We start from the raw sequence: 17685 nt of genomic DNA, 5'->3' as shown, positions 1-17685 counted from the left end.
CGCAAGGCGCGAGGCCCATAAAAACTCCCCACCCAAGCCGGGAAATACCGCGGAACCGGCTTCGCCGGGCCGCAGGTATTGCCCCCTGCAAGGGGGTAGGCGTTTACACGAAGTGAAAAAGCCTGGGGGTTAGCTAGTCGTTGGCGTAGATGTCCACATCCTTCGTCTCACGAATGAAGATCGTGCCCACCACCAGCGTCATCGCGGCGATGACGATCGGGTACCAGAGGCCGTTGTACATGTTGCCGGTGCTGGCAACGATCGCGAACGCAGTCGTCGGCAGCAGACCACCGAACCAGCCGTTGCCGATGTGATACGGCAGGCTCATCGAGGTGTAGCGGATGCGGGTCGGGAAGAGTTCGACCAGCATCGCGGCGATCGGGCCATAGACCATCGTCACGAGCAGCACCAGCCAGAACAGCAGCACCACCGTCAAGACCTTGTTGATCTTGGCCGGGTCGGCCTTGGTCGGGTAGCCGGCGGCCTTCAGTTGTTCGCCCACGCTCTTCTTGAACGCGGCGATCTCCTTGGCGGAGGCTTCGTCGAACTTGTGATTGACCACGTTGCCGCTCGGGGCGGTGATGGCCACGTCGCCGATCTTGACGACCGCCGGGGAGCCGGCCGGGCCATCGACGCGCTCGTAGCTCACCGAGTTCTGCACCAGGTAGCGCTTGGCGATGTCGCAGGAGCTGCTGAAGTCGATCTCGCGTGCCACCGGGTTGCCCTGGAAGGAGCACGAGCGCGGATCGGCCGTCACCGTCACGCCGGCCGTGGCCTGTGCGCGGGCGAGGTCGGGGTTCGCGGCTTCGGTCAGCATCTTGAAGACCGGGAAGTACGTGACCACGGCCAGCAGGCAGCCGGCCATGATGATCGGCTTGCGGCCGATCTTGTCCGAGAGCGTGCCGAACACGACGAAGAAGGGCGTGCCGATCAGCAGTGCGGCCGCGATCATCAGGTTGGCGGTGGTCGCATCGACCTTGAGCTGCTGCGTCAGGAAGAAGAGCGCATAGAACTGGCCCGAGTACCAGACCACGGCCTGGCCGGCGGTCAGGCCGATGAGCGCCAGGATCACGATCTTGAGGTTCTTCCACTGGCCGAAGGATTCGGACAGCGGCGCCTTCGAGGTCTTGCCCTCGGCCTTCATCTTCTGGAATGCGGGCGATTCCGACAGCGACAGGCGAATCCACACCGACACGCCGAGCAGCAGGATCGACACCAGGAACGGAATGCGCCAGCCCCATTCGGCGAACGCGGCCTCGCCCATGCCTTCACGCACGCCGAGAATGACCACCAGGCTCAGGAACAGGCCGAGCGTTGCAGTGGTCTGGATCCACGAGGTGTACGCACCGCGCTTGCCGTGCGGCGAGTGCTCGGCCACGTAGGTGGCTGCACCGCCGTACTCGCCGCCGAGAGCCAGGCCCTGCAGCATGCGCAATGCGATGAGGATGACCGGCGCCGCGACGCCGATGGTCGCGTAGCTGGGCAGCAGGCCGACGATGAAGGTCGACAGGCCCATGATCAGGATGGTGACCAGGAAGGTGTACTTGCGTCCGATCATGTCGCCGAGCCGGCCGAACACGATGGCGCCGAAAGGCCGAACCAGGAAGCCCGCCGCAAAGGCCAGCAGCGCGAAGATGAAGGCCGCGCCCGCATCCAGGCCGCTGAAGAACTGCTTGGCGATGATCGCCGCGAGCGAACCGTAGAGGTAGAAGTCGTACCACTCGAACACGGTCCCGAGGGACGAGGCGAAGATGACTTTCTTCTCCTCGGCACTCATGGGTCGGGGGGCGCTGTGCGGCGCTCCCCGTGAATCTAGTGTGGCTGCCATGTCGTCTCCTTAGAAATATGCGCCCACGGCGTGGGACGTGATGCATTCTTGGAGTGCCGACTGACCCGAGCCTGTCGCCAAACTGAACGCTTGCTGACGACTTAAGGTGAAACCCGCAGGCCGCGTTTCAGCCTGTAAGAAAGTCAGCGATTGCTGCGGAGCAGCGAAGGCCGCTGGTCGGCGCCGGCCCAGTCCGGGCCGCTGAACCATGCGTCGCCTTCAAGGTAGGCGCGCAGCATGGCAAGGCCATCGAAACCCCAGAACAGATGGCCGTCGACGACGAAGGCCGGCACGCCGAAGACGCCCTGGGCGATGGCTTCATCCGTGTTGGCCTTGAGCTGCGCCTTGGCTTCGTCGCTGCCCGCGTCGCGCACCTGCTTCAGTTGTGCTGCCAGCGCGGCGAGCCGGGCGGCGTCACCCGCCTCGCCGCTCGTGCGCCACACGTCGCGAAAGATGGTCTCGGCCACGTGCCGGCTGATGTCACCGTCCGGCGTGGTCGCCAGCGCCAGGCGCAGGTGCGGCAGCGGGTTGTAGGGATGCGTGGCAGGCATCTGGATCGGGATGCCGTGCTGGTGGCCGAGCCACAGCACGTGGCGATAGGTCCACGTGCGCTTCGCAGGGATCTCGCCCGGCCCGAGCTGGCCATGGTGCTTGAGCAGCGCACCGAGCAGCACCGGCCGGTAGGCCACGCTGTAGCTCAGCCCTTCGAGCGCTTGCGGCAGTTGCTCGAAGGCCAGGTACGCATAGGGCGAAATGAAGTCGAGATGGAAAGTGATGTGCTTCATGGCCTGTCTCCCTCGGGGATGAGGAAACCCGCCTGCGCGCGCAACTCGATCGCGCGCCAGACGCTGCGCTTGTCCGCCTCGCCCATGCGGCTCCACGCGGCAATTTCCTGGATGGTGCGCAGGCAGCCCTGGCAGAAGCCGCTGGCCGCGTCCATGCGGCAGATGGAGATGCAGGGCGACGGCACATCGCCCACGGCGGCAAGCGCGGCCTCGGCACGCTCGGCCAGTGTTGCCACGGCGTCTGCCGTCACACCACGTCCGCGACCGGCGCACCGGTCAAGGCTTCGAGGTCTTGCGGACGCAGCCGCACGACCGCGTGCGGATGGCCCGCGGCCGCCCAGATGTCCTCGAAGCGGAACAGCTCCCGATCGATCAGCATCACCGGCGGCGTGGCATGCGCGAAGGGCGAGACGCCGCCGATCGAGAAGCCGGTGCGTGACTTGACGAAGTCCGCGTCGGCACGGCCGAGCTTGCCGACCAGCTCCGCGACCTTCTTCTCGTCCACGCGCTTGTCGCCCGAGGTCACGACCAGCACCGCGACGTCGTCCGTCTTGCGACGAAAGACGATGCTCTTGGCGATCTGCCCCACGTCGATCCCCAGCGCATCGGCGGCCTGCTGCGCGGTGCGCGCGGCATCGTCGAGCATCTGCGGCGCATGCGGATGGCCCTTGTCCTGAAGGAGGCGCGCGACGCGCTGCACGCCATCGGGCAATGAACTCAGCTCGGCACCGCACATCAGGCAGCCCTCTTCGTGCGAATGGCCTTCGAGGCGCGCGAGTTCGGCTCGCGGCCCAACGCCTCGCTGATGTAGACGCCCGCATCGATCAGCTTGTCGAGGTCGATGCCGGTCTCGATGCCCATGCCGTGCAGCATGTAGACCACGTCCTCGGTCGCGACATTGCCGGTCGCGCCCTTGGCGTAGGGGCAGCCGCCAAGGCCGGCGGACGAGGTGTCGTACTGCCACACGCCCATCTCCAGGCTCGCGAGCGTGTTGCCCAGTGCCTGCCCGTAGGTGTCGTGGTAGTGGCCCGACACATCGTCGATGCCGTAGTGCTTCAGCGTGGCCTCCAGCGCACGCTGCACCTTGAGTGGCGTGCCCACGCCGATGGTGTCGGCGACACCCACGTGCTGCACGCCGATCTCCTTCATGAGCCCGGCCAGCATGTCGACGCGCGACGGCGCGATCTCGCCTTCATACGGGCAGCCGACGGTGCACGACATCGCGCCGCGCACGTAGATGCCCTTCTCGCGCGCCGCCTCGACCACAGGCCGGAAGCGCTCGATGCTCTCGGCGATGGAGCAGTTGATGTTGCGCTGGCTGAAGGCCTCGCTGGCGGCGCCGAACACCACGATCTCGTCGGGCCATTCCTCGCGCGGCGCGGCGATGGCGGCTTCGAAGCCTTTCATGTTGGGCGTCAGCACCGAATAGCGGACACCGGGCTTGCGCTGGATGCCATGCATGACCTCCGCGTTGTCGGCCATCTGCGGCACCCACTTGGGCGATACGAAGCTGGTGACCTCGATCTCCCTGAGCCCCGCGTCCTGCAAGCGGTGCACCAGCCCGATCTTGGTCTCGGCCGACACCGGCTGCTTTTCATTCTGAAGCCCGTCGCGCGGGCCGACGTCGACGATCTTGACTCTGGAGGGAAGTTTCATGGGGGTCTCGTTCGAAGAATGGGAGCGTGCCTCGCGGCGCATCCGTCATTTTCGCTGTCTTCAATAAGACTGAGGTAGGCCCAAGGCCTATGCGGCGCGTGGGAGGTGCATTCATCAGGCCTTTTGCTCCACGGTCAGGCAGGCGGCAAGGCATCAGGGTTTGTCCCGGCTCGGGCGCAGGACTTGCAATACGCACGGCTGTGGCACATTGCACAAGGCCTTATGCGGGCCTCTACCAGGAGCAGAAATGCTGTCAACGCAAGCACTGATCGACGCCGCCAACGCGGGCCTTGCGCAGGCGCTCGCCACGCCCTCGGGAATCATCGCGCTGTGCTCGGCAGGCATCGCGGGCGCGCTGGTGGTTGTCAGTTCCCTGGTCAAGACCATGATCCCCCTGCGCTGCCTGGCGGTCGGCAGCAATCTCGGCTTCCTGGTCTATGGGGCCTTGCACCCCTCGTTGCTGATGGTGCTGCTGCACGGCGCGCTGCTGCCGATCAACATCGTGCGCACGGCCCAGATGGTGCGGCTGACGCGCCGCGTGAGCGCGGCAGCGGAGGCGAGCGACCTGTCGGGCGTCTGGCTGCGGCCCTACATGCGCAGCAAGCGCCTGAAGGCCGGCCACGTGCTGTTCCACAAGGGCGAAACCGCCACGCACCTGTACTTCCTTGCCGCGGGCCGCATCGAATTCGTGGAGATCGGCGAGGTGATGGAAGAGGGTCGCCTGTTCGGCGAGATCGCCTTCTTCGCACCCGACAAGCGCCGCTCGCTGACCGCCCGCTGCGTGACGGACTGCAACGTGCTGCGTATCGACGAGCTGACTTTCAAGCAGCTGTACTACCAGAATCCGGCGTTCGGCTTCGAGGTCGTGACGCTGGTTGCCGGCCGCCTGCTGGCCGACCGGAAGCGGCTGGAGCAGCAGATCGCAGTGAAGCGGCAGGACGCGATTTCAAGCGCCGCCGCCTGACCGAGCAGGAATACCGCGGAACCGGCTCTGCCGGGCCGCAGGCATGGGGCGGGTGACTAGTACCCGCGCGTGACGTCGACGACGCCCGCGATCGGCTCGCCCTGCTCCATCGCGCGGATCTTGCTGGCGATCTGGGCGATCGAGGCCTCGCGTTCGGTGCGCGCGGAACCGTGCGGCGTGACGGTGATCTTCGGATGGCGCCAGAACGGATGCACGCCCGGCAGCGGCTCCACCTCGAACACATCGAGCGTCGCGCCGGCCAGCTGGCCGCTGTCGAGCAACGGAATCAGGTCCGCATCCACGAGATGCGCACCCCGCGCGACGTTGATCAGGTAGCCGCCGGGCTGGCCGCCATTGAGCTTCGAGAGCGTGTCGCGGTTGAGGATGCCACGCGTGGCCGGCGTCAGCGGCAGCAGATTGACGAGCACGCGGCTCGCGCCGAGGAAGGCGTCGAACTCCGACTCGCCGGAATAGCAGCGCAGGCCGTCGATGGCCTTGGCCGAGCGGCTCCAGCCGTTGACCGGAAATTCGAACTGGCTGACGGCCTTTGCCACGCGCTCGCCCAGCACGCCGAGTCCCATGACGCCTACGGAGAAATCCTTGCGATCGCGCGGCTTGCGATAGCTCCAGCGGCCCGCGCGGCCCTCGGCTTCATAGGCGTCGAATTCGCGGAAATGCCGGATCAGGAAATGGCAGACGTACTCGGCCATCTGCACCGACATGCCCGCATCGTCGAGCCGCACGACGCGGGTCTGCGATGGCACCTTGAGCTTGAGCAGCGCGTCGACACCGGCGCCGATGTTGAACATGCCGCGCAAGCCGGGCTGATCGTCGAGCAGGGCCTGCGGCGGAGCCCAGACCACGGCGTGATCGGCCGGCGCGGCGCCGGGCGCCCAGTTCTCCACCTCGGCTTCAGGCAAGGCGGCGCGGAGGCCCTCGATCCACGGATCGGGGCGGTTGTCGGTCAGGCAGACAGTGATTCGGATTCGGGAGGTCATCCCCGAAGCTTAAGCTCCGATCCGCAGAAGCTCTGCCCCCTCGGTGACCTGATCGCCCGGCAGATACAGCAGCTCCTCGACCGTGCCGTCCGCCGGCGCCGCGATCGTGTGTTCCATCTTCATCGCCTCCATCACCGCAAGCGGCTGGCCACGGCTGACCTTGTCGCCCGCCTTGACCGCAAAGGACACGACCTTGCCGGGCATCGGCGCGGTGAGCCGGCCGCCCTCGGCGTGCGTGTCGCCCGCATGGGCGAGGCGGTCGATGGCGGTGATCTTCGTCGCACCGTGCGCCGCGAAGACATAGGCCGTGGCCTGGTCTTCGTAGACGTTGAGCGTGTGGCGATGGCCGTCGAACTGCAGTTCGAGTTCGCCCGACGGAAAACTGCCGATCTCCAGCGGCCCCGACACGTCGCCGACTTGCAGCGACAGCGCGCCATCGTGCAGGTAGCGCAGCGCGGCGCTCTTCGGCTCGCCGCGGAACTCGAATTCGAAGGGCCGCGTGGCGACGCCGTGCGACTGCCAGCCATCGCGCCGGCTGAACGGGTCGCCGGTCGACGTCGCCGTTTCCGCGAGCAGCGTGCAAGCGATCGAGGCGGCGGCAGCGAGCGGCAGGCCCAGCGGCTCCTGATCGAACAGCACCGCGCGCTCGCGTTCGATCAAAGCGGTATCGAGCTTCGCATTCGCGAACGAATCCGTGCGCAGGATGCCGCGCAGGAACTGCACGTTGGTCGCGACGCCGACGACGTGCGTCTGCGCCAGCGCCAGGTCCAGTCGGGCCAGCGCTTCCTCGCGCGTGGCGCCATGGACGATCAGCTTGGCGATCATCGAGTCATAGAAAGGCGAGATCACGCCGCCCTCGCGCACGCCGTCGTCGATGCGCACGCGGCTGCGCTGGAAGGCCGTGGCCTGTGGCTTGCGGTAGACGTGCAAGGTGCCGGTGGCGGGCAGGAAGTTGTTGTCGGGGTTCTCGGCGCAGATGCGCGCCTCGATCGCATGGCCGTGGATCTGCAGCTGGTCCTGCTTCAGCGGCAGCGTTTCGCCGGAAGCGACACGCAGTTGCCATTCGACGAGATCCAGCCCGGTGATGGCTTCGGTCACCGGATGCTCCACTTGCAGCCGCGTGTTCATCTCCATGAAGAAGAAGGTCATGCTGCCATCGGCGCGCTGCTCGACGATGAATTCCACCGTGCCCGCGCCGACGTAGTTGACCGCCCGCGCAGCGGCCACGGCCGCCTCGCCCATCTCCTTGCGCATCGCGTCCGTCATGCCGGGTGCGGGCGCTTCCTCCAGCACCTTCTGGTGGCGGCGCTGCACCGAGCAATCGCGCTCGAACAGGTAGACGTAGTTGCCCTTCGTGTCGCCGAACACCTGGATCTCGATGTGGCGCGGGCGCTGCACGTACTTTTCGATCAGCACCGCGTCGTCGCCGAAGCTGTTGATCGCCTCGCGCTGGCACGAGGCCAGCGCTGCGGAAAAATCGCCGGCCTTCTCGACCACGCGCATGCCCTTGCCGCCGCCTCCTGCGCTGGCCTTGATGAGCACGGGGTAGCCGATGCGGTCGGCCTCGCGTTGCAGCAAAGCCGGGTCCTGGTCGCTGCCGTGGTAGCCGGGCACCAGCGGCACGCCGGCCTTCTCCATGAGTTGCTTGGACTCGGCTTTCAGGCCCATCGCCTTGATGGCCGAAGGCGGCGGGCCGATGAAGACCAGGCCGGCATCGGCGCAGGCCTGCGCAAACTCCTCGTTCTCGCTGAGGAAGCCGTAGCCGGGATGCACCGCTTCGGCGCCCTTCGCCTTGGCGGCTTCGAGGATCTTTTCCCAGCGCAGGTAGCTGTCCTTGGGCGCGCTGCCGCCGAGGTACACCGACTCGTCGCAGGCGCGCACATGGTTGGCGTGCGCATCGGCATCGGAATACACGGCCACGGTGCGGATCGCCATGCGGCGTGCGGTCGCCGCAACCCGGCAGGCGATCTCGCCACGGTTCGCGATCAGGATCTTCTTAAACATTCGATGAGTCTCCGGGGGAGTTCTTCTTGAGCTGGAACGCGGGGGCCACGCCAGGATCGGGGCGGCCGCTGAAGATGCGGGCCACGCGGCCGAAAAGAGATTTGAGGAAGCGCCAGCTCTTGCGGATCAGCCACACGCTGAGCACCAGCACGGCGATGAAGAGCACGCCGAACACCAGCGGGTGCGCGACAGCGAGCCAGAGCCCTGCCGGCACCATGCCGTCCTCGACCAGCGAAGCGCCGACGTTGCTGAAGGGTTCCGGCGAGGTGTTGATCGCTGCGCGCGTCGTTGCCTTGGCCGCATGCGCGGTCGCCGCGAAGCCGCCGCCGAGCAGGGCCGCGACCAGCGCCATCGCCGCGTGGTCGGCGCCAAACACGCCCGCCGCCAGCGCGGCGCCGGCCGGGATGCGGATCGCCGTATGGACCATGTCCCAGATCGAATCGAGCCCCGGGATCTTGTCGGCGAAGAACTCCACGAAGACCATGAAGCCGCTCGCCGCCAGCACGACCGGATGGGCCAGCAGGTGCAGGCCGTTCGGCAGCGGCACCCAGCCCATGTAGCCGGCCAGGCCGGTCAACAGCACGACGAGGTACAGCCGCACGCCGCTGGCCCAGCCCAGAGCGGCAGCCAACGCCAGCAGTTGGGGCATGTCAAGGCTGGTCATGGCTCACCCCCAGCCTCGCCCACTGCGTGTGGCTCGGACACCCCCTTGCAGGGGGCAATCCCAGTGGCCCGGCAAAGCCGGTTCCACGGGATTTCCGGTACGGACCGAGTGTTCGCCACGTTCGTCAACCTAGCCAACTCGGCTTGCGCTTCTGCAGGAAGGACTGCACGCCTTCGCGGCCTTCTTCGCTGGCGCGGATGTCGGCGATGCCCTGCACCGTATTCGCGACCAGCGCATCGTCGATCTCGCGGCCCGCCACGTCCGCGATCAGCGTCTTGCAGGCGCGCACCGCCGCCGGGCTGGCGCTCGTGAGAGCCTTCACGATCTCGGCGACCTTGGCGTCCAGCGCATCGGCGGCGACCACCTCGTGCACGAAGCCGATGCGATGCGCCTCGGCCGCGGTGAAACGCTCGGCCGTCAGGAACCAGCGCTGCGCGGCGCGCGTGCCCATGGCGCGCAACACGTAGGGGCTGATGGTGGCGGGGATCAGGCCGATCTTGACTTCGCTCAGGCAGTACCAGGCCGTGTCCACGCTCACCGCGATATCGCACGCGGCGACCAGGCCCATGCCGCCCGCATAGACGTCGCCCTGCACGCGGGCGATCACCGGCTTGGGGCTTTCGTGGATCGTGCGCAGCATGGCGGCGAGGCCGCCTGCGTCGGCGATGTTCTGCTCATGCGTGAAGTCGGCTGCGCGGCGCATCCAGTTCAGATTGGCGCCGGCGCAGAACGCGGGGCCATTGGCGCCCAGCACGATCACCCGCACCCCGGCTTCAGCACTCGCCTGCGCAAAGGCCTCGCCGAGTTCGCGGATGACGACGTCGTCGAAGGCATTGCGGAGTTCGGGCCGGTTGAGCCAGATGCGCGCAACGGCGCCTTCGACCGCGAGTTCGAGGGTGGTGAATTCGCTCATCGGTGTCATTCCCTGGCTTCTTGTTGAAGGAGATAAACCCAGTCCAGCTCCGGCCCCGGTTGCGCCATGGCCGTGAGCGCCGCAGCCACCTGGCCGCGATGATGGGTCGCGTGATTGAAGACGTGGCCCAGTGCCGGCGCGAACGGGATCAGCACCTGCTCGCCGTTGTTGCGCGTGTAGGCCAGGTCGCCGTCGTAGCGCTCCGGCGGCAAGGTCGCGAGCCAAGGGCTCCAGCGCGTGACGGCTGCGGCGAGCGCGCTGCACACTTCAGCGCGGTCCGTGTGCAGCTCGGTGTCGAGCGACATCCGCAGCGACTTGCCTTCGGCGAAGCGTGCGTACCAGATGTTGTCGGTCACCAGCAGGTGGTTGACCGTCAGGTGCACGGAGCGGAAGTACAGGCCGCAGTCCTTGTGCCAGTCCTCGTCGGACAGGCCCGCGAGGTTCGACGTGATGAGCCTGTTGGTCGCCCACACGTGGTAGCGCCCGAGGCTGGCGAAGTAGTTGGCGAGCGACATGGTGCCGGTCCTCACATGCGGAAGATGCCGAATTTCGGCTCGGGAATCGGCGCATTGCGTGCCGCAGCCAGCCCCAGCGCGAGCACGCGGCGCGTGTCGGCGGGGTCGATGATGCCGTCGTCCCACAGCCGCGCCGTCGCGTAGTAGGGATGGCCCTGTGCCTCATATTGCTGGCGGATCGGCGACTTGAAGGCTTCTTCCTCCTCCGCGCTCCATTGCCCGCCCTTGCCCTCGATGCCATCGCGCTTGACGGTGGCGAGCACGCTCGCGGCCTGCTCGCCGCCCATCACGCTGATGCGCGCGTTGGGCCACATCCAGAGGAAGCGCGGCGAATAGGCGCGGCCGCACATGCCGTAGTTGCCCGCGCCGAAGCTGCCCCCGATGATGATGGTGAACTTGGGCACATTGGCCGTGGCCACGGCCGTCACCATCTTCGCGCCGTGGCGCGCGATGCCTTCGTTCTCGTACTTGCGCCCGACCATGAAGCCGGTGATGTTCTGCAGGAACACCAGCGGGATCTTGCGCTGGCAGCAGAGTTCGATGAAGTGCGCGCCCTTCTGCGCCGATTCGGAGAACAGGATGCCGTTGTTCGCGACGATGCCCACCGGCATCCCCTCGATCTCGGCGAAACCGCAGACCAGCGTGCTGCCGAAGCGCGACTTGAACTCATGGAACTCGCTGCCGTCGACGATGCGGGCAATGATCTCGCGCACATCGAAAGGCTTGCGCGTATCGACAGGGATCACGCCATAGAGTTCGTCGGCAGGGAACCCGGGCGCGCGCGGGGCTGTCGCCTGCTTCTCGCCGCTGCCGTTCCGCGCGTTGAGGTTGGCGACGGCCGATCGCGCCAGCGCCAGCGCATGCAGGTCGTTCTGCGCCAGGTGGTCGGCCACGCCCGACAGCCGCGTGTGCACGTCACCGCCGCCCAGGTCCTCGGCAGTCACGACTTCGCCGGTGGCGGCCTTCACGAGCGGCGGGCCGCCCAGGAAGATGGTGCCCTGGTTCCTGACGATGATGCTTTCGTCGCTCATCGCCGGCACGTAGGCGCCGCCTGCCGTGCAGGAGCCCATCACCACGGCGATCTGTGCGATGCCCTGCGCGCTCATGTTGGCCTGGTTGTAGAAGATGCGGCCGAAGTGATCGCGGTCGGGGAACACTTCGTCCTGGTTCGGCAGGTTGGCGCCGCCCGAGTCCACGAGGTAGATGCAGGGCAGGCGGTTCTGCTCGGCAATCTCCTGCGCGCGCAGGTGCTTCTTGACGGTCATCGGGTAGTAGGTGCCGCCCTTCACCGTCGCGTCGTTGCAGACGATCATGCAGTCCACGCCGCTGACCCGGCCGATGCCGGCGATCAGCCCCGCGCCAGGTGCGGCGCCGTGGTACATCGCATGCGCTGCGAGCGGCGCCACTTCGAGAAAGGGCGTGCCCGGGTCCAGCAGTTGCGCGACGCGATCGCGTGGCAGGAGCTTGCCGCGCGCCGTGTGCTTGCTGCGCGCGGCCTCGCCGCCGCCGGCCTCGACCTTGGCGAACTGCGCGTGCAGGTCATCGACCAGTGCGCGCATGGCGGTCGCGTTGGCCTGGAATTCGGCCGAGCGGGCGTTGAGTTTCGTCTCCAGCTTCATGCAGTTTGGTCCTCGTCGAGCCCGAGCTGGCTCTTCATCGCTTCGCGAATCTTGAATTTCTGGATCTTGCCGGTCACCGTCATCGGGAACGCGGTGACGAACTCGATGTACCTCGGCACCTTGTAGTGCGCGATCTGGCCCTTGCAAAAGTCGCGGATCTCGTCGGCGGTCGCGGTCTGTCCCGGCTTGGGGATGATCCAGGCGCACAGCTCTTCGCCGTACTTCTTGTCAGGCAGGCCGACGACCTGCACGTCCTGCACCTTCGGATGGCGGTAGAGGAACTCTTCGATCTCGCGCGGGTAGATGTTCTCGCCGCCGCGGATCACCAGGTCCTTGATGCGGCCGACGATGTTCACGTAGCCTTCGGCGTCCATGGTGGCGAGGTCGCCGGTGTGCATCCAGCCTTCGGCGTCGATGGCTTCGCGGGTCTTTTCCTCGTCTTCCCAATAGCCGTGCATCACCGAATAGCCGCGCGTGCAGAACTCGCCGGAGACGCCCGTCGGGACGGTGTCGCCCGTGACCGGATCGATGATCTTGATCTCCAGGTGCGGCTGCACCGTGCCGACAGTGGACACGCGCTTTTCGAGCGGCGTGTCGGTCGAGCTCTGGCAGCTCACCGGGCTGGTCTCGGTCATGCCGTAGGCGATGGTGATCTCGCGCAGGTGCATCTGGTCGACCACGCGCTTCATCACCTCGGTGGGGCACGGCGAGCCGGCCATGATGCCGGTGCGCAGTGTCGAGAAGTCGAACTCCCTGAAGCGGGGATGGTCGAGCTCGGCGATGAACATGGTCGGCACGCCATGCAGCCCCGTGCACTTCTCGGCCTGCACCGTCTGCATCACGGTGAGCGGGTCGAAGCCGTCGTTGGGATAGACGATGGTCGCGCCGTGCGTGATGCATGCGAGGTTGCCCAGCACCATGCCGAAGCAGTGGTAGAGCGGCACCGGGATGCACAGGCGGTCCACCGGCGAGAGCTTCATGCATTCGCCGATGAAGAAACCATTGTTCAGGATGTTGCGGTGCGTGAGCGTCGCGCCCTTGGGGAAGCCGGTGGTGCCGCTGGTGAACTGGATGTTGATCGGGTCCGTCGCCTTCAGCGTCTTCGCGATGGCGGCGACCTGCGGGTCATCGGGCGTGCCGCTGTCGAGCAGGGTCGAGAAGCGCAGCAGCCCCGGCAGTTCCCCGCTGTCGGCCAGCGTGTCGATCCATGCCACGGTGCGCAGGTGCGGCAGGCGCGCGGCGTTCAGTGCGCCGGGCTTGGCATCCGCCAACTCGGGCGCGAGTTCGCGCAGCATGCCGACGTAGTCGCTGGTCTTGAAGCTCTTCATCGTGACCAGCGCCTTGCACGCCACCTTGTTGAGCGCGTATTCGAGCTCGGAGGTGCGGTAGGCCGGATTGATGTTGACCAGGATGATGCCGATCTTCGCCGTGGCGAGCTGCATCAGCACCCAGGGCGCGTTGTTGTGCGACCAGATGCCGACGCGGTCGCCCGGCACGAGGCCCAGGCCCAGCAGGGCGCTGGCGAGCCGGTTGGCTTCGCGCTGGAGTTCGCTGTAGTTGTAGCGCTTCGACTCGTGGGCGCTGACCAGGGCTTCATGGTCGCCCTGCCGCGCCGCCATGTCATCGAAGAAGTCGCCGATGGTCTGCTCGATCAGCGGCACATCGGTGGCGCCTCGCGCCATGCTTTCGGTGAGTGCGGCCATTTTTTTCTTGCTCCTGGTGCCTTGCGGGTCAGGCTGTCTCGGAGAACAGCTCACGGCCGATCAGCATGCGCCTTATCTCGCTGGTCCCGGCGCCGATTTCGTAGAGCTTGGCATCGCGCCAGAGCCGCTCGACCGGGAAGTCCTTGGTGTAGCCCACGCCGCCGAGCGCCTGGATCGCCTCGCCGGCCATCCACGTCGCCTTCTCCGCCGAATAGAGGATTGCGCCAGCGGCGTCCTTGCGGAAGGTGCGCGCGTGGTCGCTGCGGTCGCAGGCCTTGCCGACCGCATAGACGTAGGCCCGCGTCGCCTGCCACGTCGAATACATGTCGGCCAGCTTGCCCTGCATGAGCTGGAACTCGCCGATGCTCTGGCCGAACTGCTGGCGTTCATGCACGAAAGGCAGCACCGCGTCCATGCAGGCGGCCATGATGCCCAGCGGCCCGCCGGAGAGCACGGCACGCTCGAAGTCGAGGCCGCTCATGAGCACCTTGGCGCCCATGCCTTCGCCGCCCAGCACGTTCTCTTCGGGCACTTCGCAGTTGTCGAAGAACAGCGGGAAGGTGTTGGAGCCGCGCATGCCGAGCTTGTCGAGCTTGGTGCCGGCCGAGAAGCCCTTGAAGCCCTTCTCGACGATGAAGGCCGTCATGCCGCGAGCGCCCATCTCGGGCTCGGTCTTGGCGTAGATCACGAGCGTGTCGGCGTCGCCGCCGTTGGTGATCCACATCTTGCCGCCGTTGAGCACGTAGCGGTCGCCCTTCTTCTCGGCGCGCAGCTTCATGCTGACGACGTCGGAGCCGGCATTCGGCTCGCTCATGGCCAGCGCGCCGACGTGCTCGCCGCTCACCAGCTTGGGCAGGTATTTCTTCTTCTGCGCCTCGCTGCCGTTGCGGTGGATCTGGTTGACGCACAGGTTGGAGTGCGCGCCGTACGAAAGGCCGACTGAGGCCGACGCGCGCGAAACCTCCTCCATCGCCACGATGTGCGCGAGGTAGCCGAGCTCGGTGCCGCCGTATTCCTCTTTCACCGTCATGCCGTGCAGGCCGAGGTCGCCGAGCTTCTTCCAGAGGTCGGCCGGGAACAGGTTGTCGCGGTCGATCTCGGCTGCGCGGGGTGCAATCTCGTCGGCGGCGAATGTCTGGATCGCGTCGCGCAGGGAGTCGATGGTGTCGCCCAGGTCGAAGTTCAGGCCGGGATCGTGCATGGGGGTGTCTCCTCAATCGGTTCGGCCGCGCCGGAATTTCGCGCGCGGAAAGCCGCAGCTTACGCCGTGTGCCGTTGCAATTGGCGCCACAATGGTTGCAAATCACGCCACACTCTCGGACCCGCCATGTCTTCGTCCCCGCTGCGGAACAGCAGCCGCGCCGCCACGCCGATCGCCTTTGTGCGCGCCATTGTCAGGGGCTACGAGCGCTACGGCGTCGACCCGTCCCAGGCGCTGGCGGAGGCACAGATCGCGCCGCATGATCTCGATAATCCGCAGGCCCGCGTCACCGCGGCGCAGTTCGAGGCGCTGTCGGGCTTTGCGATGCAGCAACTCGACGACGAGGCGCTCGGCTGGTTCGCCCGCCGTCTCCCGTGGGGGACCTACGGCATGTTGTGCCGCGCCTCGCTGGGCTCGCCGAACCTGGGCGTGGCGATCAAGCGATGGTGCAGGCACCACCGGCTGCTGACGGACGACATCACGCTCGACCTGGCGGTGGCCGGCGGCGTCGCCACCGTGTCCATCACCGAGCACCGCGCGCTGGGCGACTTCCGGGAGTTCTGCCTGGTCTCGAGCCTGCGCTTCCTGCACGGCTACGCCTGCTGGGCGATCGATTCGCGGGTCTCGCTGAGCGCAGCCTCGTTCCCGTTCGAGGCGCCGGCGCATCGCGACGCCTATCCATTGATGTTCGGCGGCGAACTGCATTTCGGCGCGGCCCAGGCCGGCTACAGCTTCGACGAGCGCTACCTGGCCTTGCCGCTCCAGCGGGACGAGCGAGCGCTGCGGACCATGCTGCGCCGCGCCCTGCCGCTCACGGTGCTCCAGTACCGCCGCGACCGCCTGCTGGGGCAGCGCGTGCGGGAGCTGTTGCGGGTGCGCGGCGGCGAAGCCGCCACGGCCGACGCGCTCGCCGAGCTGCTGAACCTCTCCACCCGCACCTTGCACCGCCAGCTGCTGGAAGAAGGCATCTCGCTGCAGGCGCTGAAGGATGAAGTGCGGCACGAACTGGCCGCCGAGCAGTTGCGCCGCACCGACCGGCCGATCAAGCAGGTGGCGCTGGCTGTGGGCTTCCGCAACGAGAAGAGCTTTTCCCGAGCCTTCCGCGGCTGGGCGGGCATGACGCCGGGCGCCTTCCGGCGCGGCGCGCAGCCCGTTACAGTCTCGGCCGCCGATCCGTGAAAAAAGCACGCCCAGCGTGCGTTCGGCGCAGCGCGGCACCCCGGAATGGTGCATTGGCCCGCCTAGGATCGACGGATGCATCAAGTTCCCGACACCGACAGCTCCGAGTTTGCCGCCCTGATGGACTTCATCGCCACCTCAGGACGCGTCCGCAGCCATCCGTCGGTGAGCGAGAACGCCGACAAGCTGGTCTCCCGCATGTGGTCCGGCCGCGCCAAGGCCATGACCCAATCGATCGCCGCCATGGCCAAGGCGGCCGTTCGCACCAGCAACTGAGTTCAGTCCCCCTGGACGTTCAATGAGCCGCGCAGCGCCTGGAACTCGGGCGAGCGCCGCAGCGCGCTGCGCCCAGCGGCGATGAGCCGCGTGACCTCCTCGTCCGTGATCGAGAACGCCGTCGGCACCTGAAGCAGGCGGAGCCGCAATTCGCCGTCCGCGGCGTCGCGGAGGTTGACCTGCACTACGTGGATCTCCGCGTCGGGAGCGAACGCATCGGACCCATCCGTGCTGCGCGACTTCAGGTCCTCCCGCCACTGCCGCGCGGTGTCGAGCAGGAATTCCTGCGTTTCCAGCACCGCGCGCGCGCCGGCGCCGAACAGCAGGGTGTCGGCCACGGCCCGGGCGCGCGGCAGCCTGTCGCTGGTGTCGACGTTGTTCGACGGGTCGCGCGCCGAGTTGACGCTGATCAGGACCAGCTTGCGGACGCTGCCGCGCGGAATGCCGACCTCATCGAAGCTCTCGCGCAATCCCCCACCGAGCAATGCGCGGTCGAGCAGCCTGCGCACGGCCAGGTTGTCCGCGACGCCCCCGTCCACGAGATGGATGAAGGGGCGGGCCTGCGCATCGAGGTAGCTGTTCGCCTGCATGCGGAACATGCGTGCGCGGTAGTTGCCCTGCCCGCGCAAGGCCAACCGCGGCACGATGCCGCGGTCATGGCATTCCTGGGCGTAGTTCTTCAGGGTCAGCGGGCTCAACAGGATGGGCACCGCCGACGATGCCGCGACCGCGAAGGAGAGCGGCACGGTCTGCAGGTCCGAACAGATCAGCTCGAACTGGTCCTGCGTGAACTCGAAGGGCGTGCCCAGCGACATGTCCGTCGCGGCGATCACGAGCTGCGGATGCCGGGGATGACTCTCGATGTCGGCGTAGGTCTTGCCCTCGTAGATCTCGTCGAGCCGGCGCGCCAGCAGATGGGAGCGGCCGTACCAGGGCGAGCTGAGGTCCCACAGGCTGCGGGGCCGCAGCGCCTGCAGGATGAGGCTGTTCTGGAAATTCTGGCGGAGGAAGTCGCGTTCGAAATCGGGCAGCTTCTCGGCGCCGAAAGCCGCGTAGTAGGCCGCGAGGATGCTGCCGCCCGAGACGCCGCTGATGACGTCGGTGGCGTCGAGCAGGTCGGTGGTGCGGCCATTCCACTCGAACTGGGTGCGGTGGAGTTCTGCCAGCACCCCGTAGCCGAAGGCGGCAGCGCGTGCACCGCCGCCGGACAGCGTGACGGCCACCAGGATGGTCGGGTCGCGGCCCGAACTGGCGGCCACGGCGAGACGCGGCGGGGGGTTCTCGGGCAGCGGGTCGTTGAGCCAGGGCCGCAGCGACGAGCAGCCGGCGGCGCACGCCGCGATCAGGAGGCCACAGAAAAAGCGGAGGCCTCGCATCGGG

17 protein-coding genes are annotated in these 17685 nt (G+C 67.1%); 3 read left to right on the top strand and 14 right to left on the bottom strand.

Annotated elements, in window-relative coordinates:
• Window positions 1-133: 133 nt before the first annotated feature.
• From QTH90_RS26660 to QTH90_RS26640, 5 genes are all read right to left on the bottom strand, one after another.
• The gene (locus tag QTH90_RS26660) at window positions 134-1828 is read right to left on the bottom strand and encodes an MFS transporter (RefSeq protein WP_286667580.1); all 1695 of its coding nucleotides are present in this window, start codon (window positions 1826-1828) and stop codon (window positions 134-136) included.
• Window positions 1829-1971: 143 nt separating this feature from the next.
• A complete protein-coding gene (locus QTH90_RS26655) occupies window positions 1972-2613 on the bottom strand; it encodes a 2-hydroxychromene-2-carboxylate isomerase (protein ID WP_286667579.1) in 642 nt (213 codons plus the stop codon).
• On the bottom strand, window positions 2610-2849 hold the full coding sequence (locus QTH90_RS26650) for a DUF1289 domain-containing protein (RefSeq protein ID WP_286667578.1): 240 nt from the start codon (window positions 2847-2849) through the stop codon (window positions 2610-2612). The genes QTH90_RS26655 and QTH90_RS26650 overlap by 4 nt, the downstream gene beginning before the upstream one ends.
• An 11-nt stretch (window positions 2850-2860) precedes the next feature.
• Complete coding sequence (locus tag QTH90_RS26645; protein WP_286667577.1) at window positions 2861-3349, bottom strand: YbaK/EbsC family protein; 489 nt, start codon at window positions 3347-3349, stop codon at window positions 2861-2863.
• On the bottom strand, window positions 3349-4269 hold the full coding sequence (locus QTH90_RS26640) for a hydroxymethylglutaryl-CoA lyase (protein ID WP_286667576.1): 921 nt from the start codon (window positions 4267-4269) through the stop codon (window positions 3349-3351). Before QTH90_RS26640 ends, QTH90_RS26645 begins: the two co-directional genes overlap by 1 nt.
• A 247-nt stretch (window positions 4270-4516) precedes the next feature.
• On the opposite strand from QTH90_RS26640, the gene QTH90_RS26635 reads away from it, so the two are divergent.
• The gene (locus QTH90_RS26635) at window positions 4517-5233 is read left to right on the top strand and encodes a Crp/Fnr family transcriptional regulator (RefSeq protein ID WP_286667575.1); all 717 of its coding nucleotides are present in this window, start codon (window positions 4517-4519) and stop codon (window positions 5231-5233) included.
• A 56-nt stretch (window positions 5234-5289) separates the two neighbouring features.
• Here the strand turns inward: QTH90_RS26635 and QTH90_RS26630 are convergent, their stop codons facing one another.
• The 8 genes from QTH90_RS26630 to QTH90_RS26595 form a co-directional block, all read right to left on the bottom strand.
• Window positions 5290-6219 (bottom strand): 2-hydroxyacid dehydrogenase, encoded by a 930-nt coding sequence (locus QTH90_RS26630; protein ID WP_286667629.1) that lies wholly within the window; start codon window positions 6217-6219, stop codon window positions 5290-5292.
• Between the two features lie 21 nt (window positions 6220-6240).
• Entirely contained in the window at window positions 6241-8235 is a 1995-nt protein-coding gene (locus QTH90_RS26625) for an acetyl-CoA carboxylase biotin carboxylase subunit (protein ID WP_286667574.1), read from the bottom strand.
• Window positions 8228-8899, bottom strand: coding sequence for a DUF4126 domain-containing protein (locus tag QTH90_RS26620; protein WP_286571190.1), 672 nt, complete (start codon window positions 8897-8899; stop codon window positions 8228-8230). Before QTH90_RS26620 ends, QTH90_RS26625 begins: the two co-directional genes overlap by 8 nt.
• Before the next feature lie 124 nt (window positions 8900-9023).
• The gene (locus tag QTH90_RS26615) at window positions 9024-9812 is read right to left on the bottom strand and encodes an enoyl-CoA hydratase/isomerase family protein (protein ID WP_286667573.1); all 789 of its coding nucleotides are present in this window, start codon (window positions 9810-9812) and stop codon (window positions 9024-9026) included.
• Window positions 9813-9817: 5 nt separating this feature from the next.
• Entirely contained in the window at window positions 9818-10327 is a 510-nt protein-coding gene (locus QTH90_RS26610) for a DinB family protein (RefSeq protein WP_286667572.1), read from the bottom strand.
• 11 nt (window positions 10328-10338) lie between these two features.
• Entirely contained in the window at window positions 10339-11946 is a 1608-nt protein-coding gene (locus QTH90_RS26605; protein ID WP_286667571.1) for a carboxyl transferase domain-containing protein, read from the bottom strand.
• Window positions 11943-13649: an AMP-binding protein gene (locus QTH90_RS26600; protein ID WP_286667570.1), complete on the bottom strand. Its 1707-nt coding sequence runs from the start codon at window positions 13647-13649 to the stop codon at window positions 11943-11945. Before QTH90_RS26600 ends, QTH90_RS26605 begins: the two co-directional genes overlap by 4 nt.
• A 28-nt stretch (window positions 13650-13677) precedes the next feature.
• Complete coding sequence (locus QTH90_RS26595) at window positions 13678-14850, bottom strand: isovaleryl-CoA dehydrogenase (protein ID WP_286667569.1); 1173 nt, start codon at window positions 14848-14850, stop codon at window positions 13678-13680.
• A gap of 126 nt (window positions 14851-14976) precedes the next feature.
• Between QTH90_RS26595 and QTH90_RS26590 the strand changes: the two genes are divergently transcribed.
• Together QTH90_RS26590 and QTH90_RS26585 are read left to right on the top strand one after the other, a co-directional pair.
• Window positions 14977-16029, top strand: a complete 1053-nt coding sequence (locus tag QTH90_RS26590; protein WP_286667568.1) for an AraC family transcriptional regulator — start codon at window positions 14977-14979, stop codon at window positions 16027-16029.
• Between the two features lie 75 nt (window positions 16030-16104).
• Window positions 16105-16305, top strand: a complete 201-nt coding sequence (locus QTH90_RS26585) for a hypothetical protein (protein ID WP_286667567.1) — start codon at window positions 16105-16107, stop codon at window positions 16303-16305.
• Between the two features lie 2 nt (window positions 16306-16307).
• Here the strand turns inward: QTH90_RS26585 and QTH90_RS26580 are convergent, their stop codons facing one another.
• A complete protein-coding gene (locus QTH90_RS26580) occupies window positions 16308-17681 on the bottom strand; it encodes a patatin-like phospholipase family protein (protein WP_286667566.1) in 1374 nt (457 codons plus the stop codon).
• Window positions 17682-17685 lie beyond the last annotated feature (4 nt).

The organism is Variovorax flavidus, assembly GCF_030317145.1.
GTDB classification, from domain to species: Bacteria; Pseudomonadota; Gammaproteobacteria; order Burkholderiales; family Burkholderiaceae_C; genus Variovorax; species Variovorax flavidus.
The sequence above is the reverse complement of the archived record's forward strand: the minus strand, read 5'-3'. Positions and strand labels throughout refer to the sequence as shown.

Excerpts from the sequence above, each read along its gene's own strand:
- QTH90_RS26610 (WP_286667572.1), bottom strand. The coding sequence starts at position 10,327 with ATGTCGCTCGCCAACTACTTCGCCAGCCTCGGGCGCTACCACGTGTGG.
- QTH90_RS26640 (WP_286667576.1), bottom strand. The coding sequence starts at position 4,269 with ATGAAACTTCCCTCCAGAGTCAAGATCGTCGACGTCGGCCCGCGCGAC.
- QTH90_RS26600 (WP_286667570.1), bottom strand. The coding sequence starts at position 13,649 with ATGGCCGCACTCACCGAAAGCATGGCGCGAGGCGCCACCGATGTGCCG.
- QTH90_RS26615 (WP_286667573.1), bottom strand. The coding sequence starts at position 9,812 with ATGAGCGAATTCACCACCCTCGAACTCGCGGTCGAAGGCGCCGTTGCG.
- QTH90_RS26635 (WP_286667575.1), top strand. The coding sequence starts at position 4,517 with ATGCTGTCAACGCAAGCACTGATCGACGCCGCCAACGCGGGCCTTGCG.
- QTH90_RS26660 (WP_286667580.1), bottom strand. The coding sequence starts at position 1,828 with ATGGCAGCCACACTAGATTCACGGGGAGCGCCGCACAGCGCCCCCCGA.
- QTH90_RS26590 (WP_286667568.1), top strand. The coding sequence starts at position 14,977 with ATGTCTTCGTCCCCGCTGCGGAACAGCAGCCGCGCCGCCACGCCGATC.
- QTH90_RS26625 (WP_286667574.1), bottom strand. The coding sequence starts at position 8,235 with ATGTTTAAGAAGATCCTGATCGCGAACCGTGGCGAGATCGCCTGCCGG.
- QTH90_RS26620 (WP_286571190.1), bottom strand. The coding sequence starts at position 8,899 with ATGACCAGCCTTGACATGCCCCAACTGCTGGCGTTGGCTGCCGCTCTG.
- QTH90_RS26605 (WP_286667571.1), bottom strand. The coding sequence starts at position 11,946 with ATGAAGCTGGAGACGAAACTCAACGCCCGCTCGGCCGAATTCCAGGCC.
- QTH90_RS26585 (WP_286667567.1), top strand. The coding sequence starts at position 16,105 with ATGCATCAAGTTCCCGACACCGACAGCTCCGAGTTTGCCGCCCTGATG.
- QTH90_RS26645 (WP_286667577.1), bottom strand. The coding sequence starts at position 3,349 with ATGTGCGGTGCCGAGCTGAGTTCATTGCCCGATGGCGTGCAGCGCGTC.
- QTH90_RS26595 (WP_286667569.1), bottom strand. The coding sequence starts at position 14,850 with ATGCACGATCCCGGCCTGAACTTCGACCTGGGCGACACCATCGACTCC.
- QTH90_RS26655 (WP_286667579.1), bottom strand. The coding sequence starts at position 2,613 with ATGAAGCACATCACTTTCCATCTCGACTTCATTTCGCCCTATGCGTAC.
- QTH90_RS26580 (WP_286667566.1), bottom strand. The coding sequence starts at position 17,681 with ATGCGAGGCCTCCGCTTTTTCTGTGGCCTCCTGATCGCGGCGTGCGCC.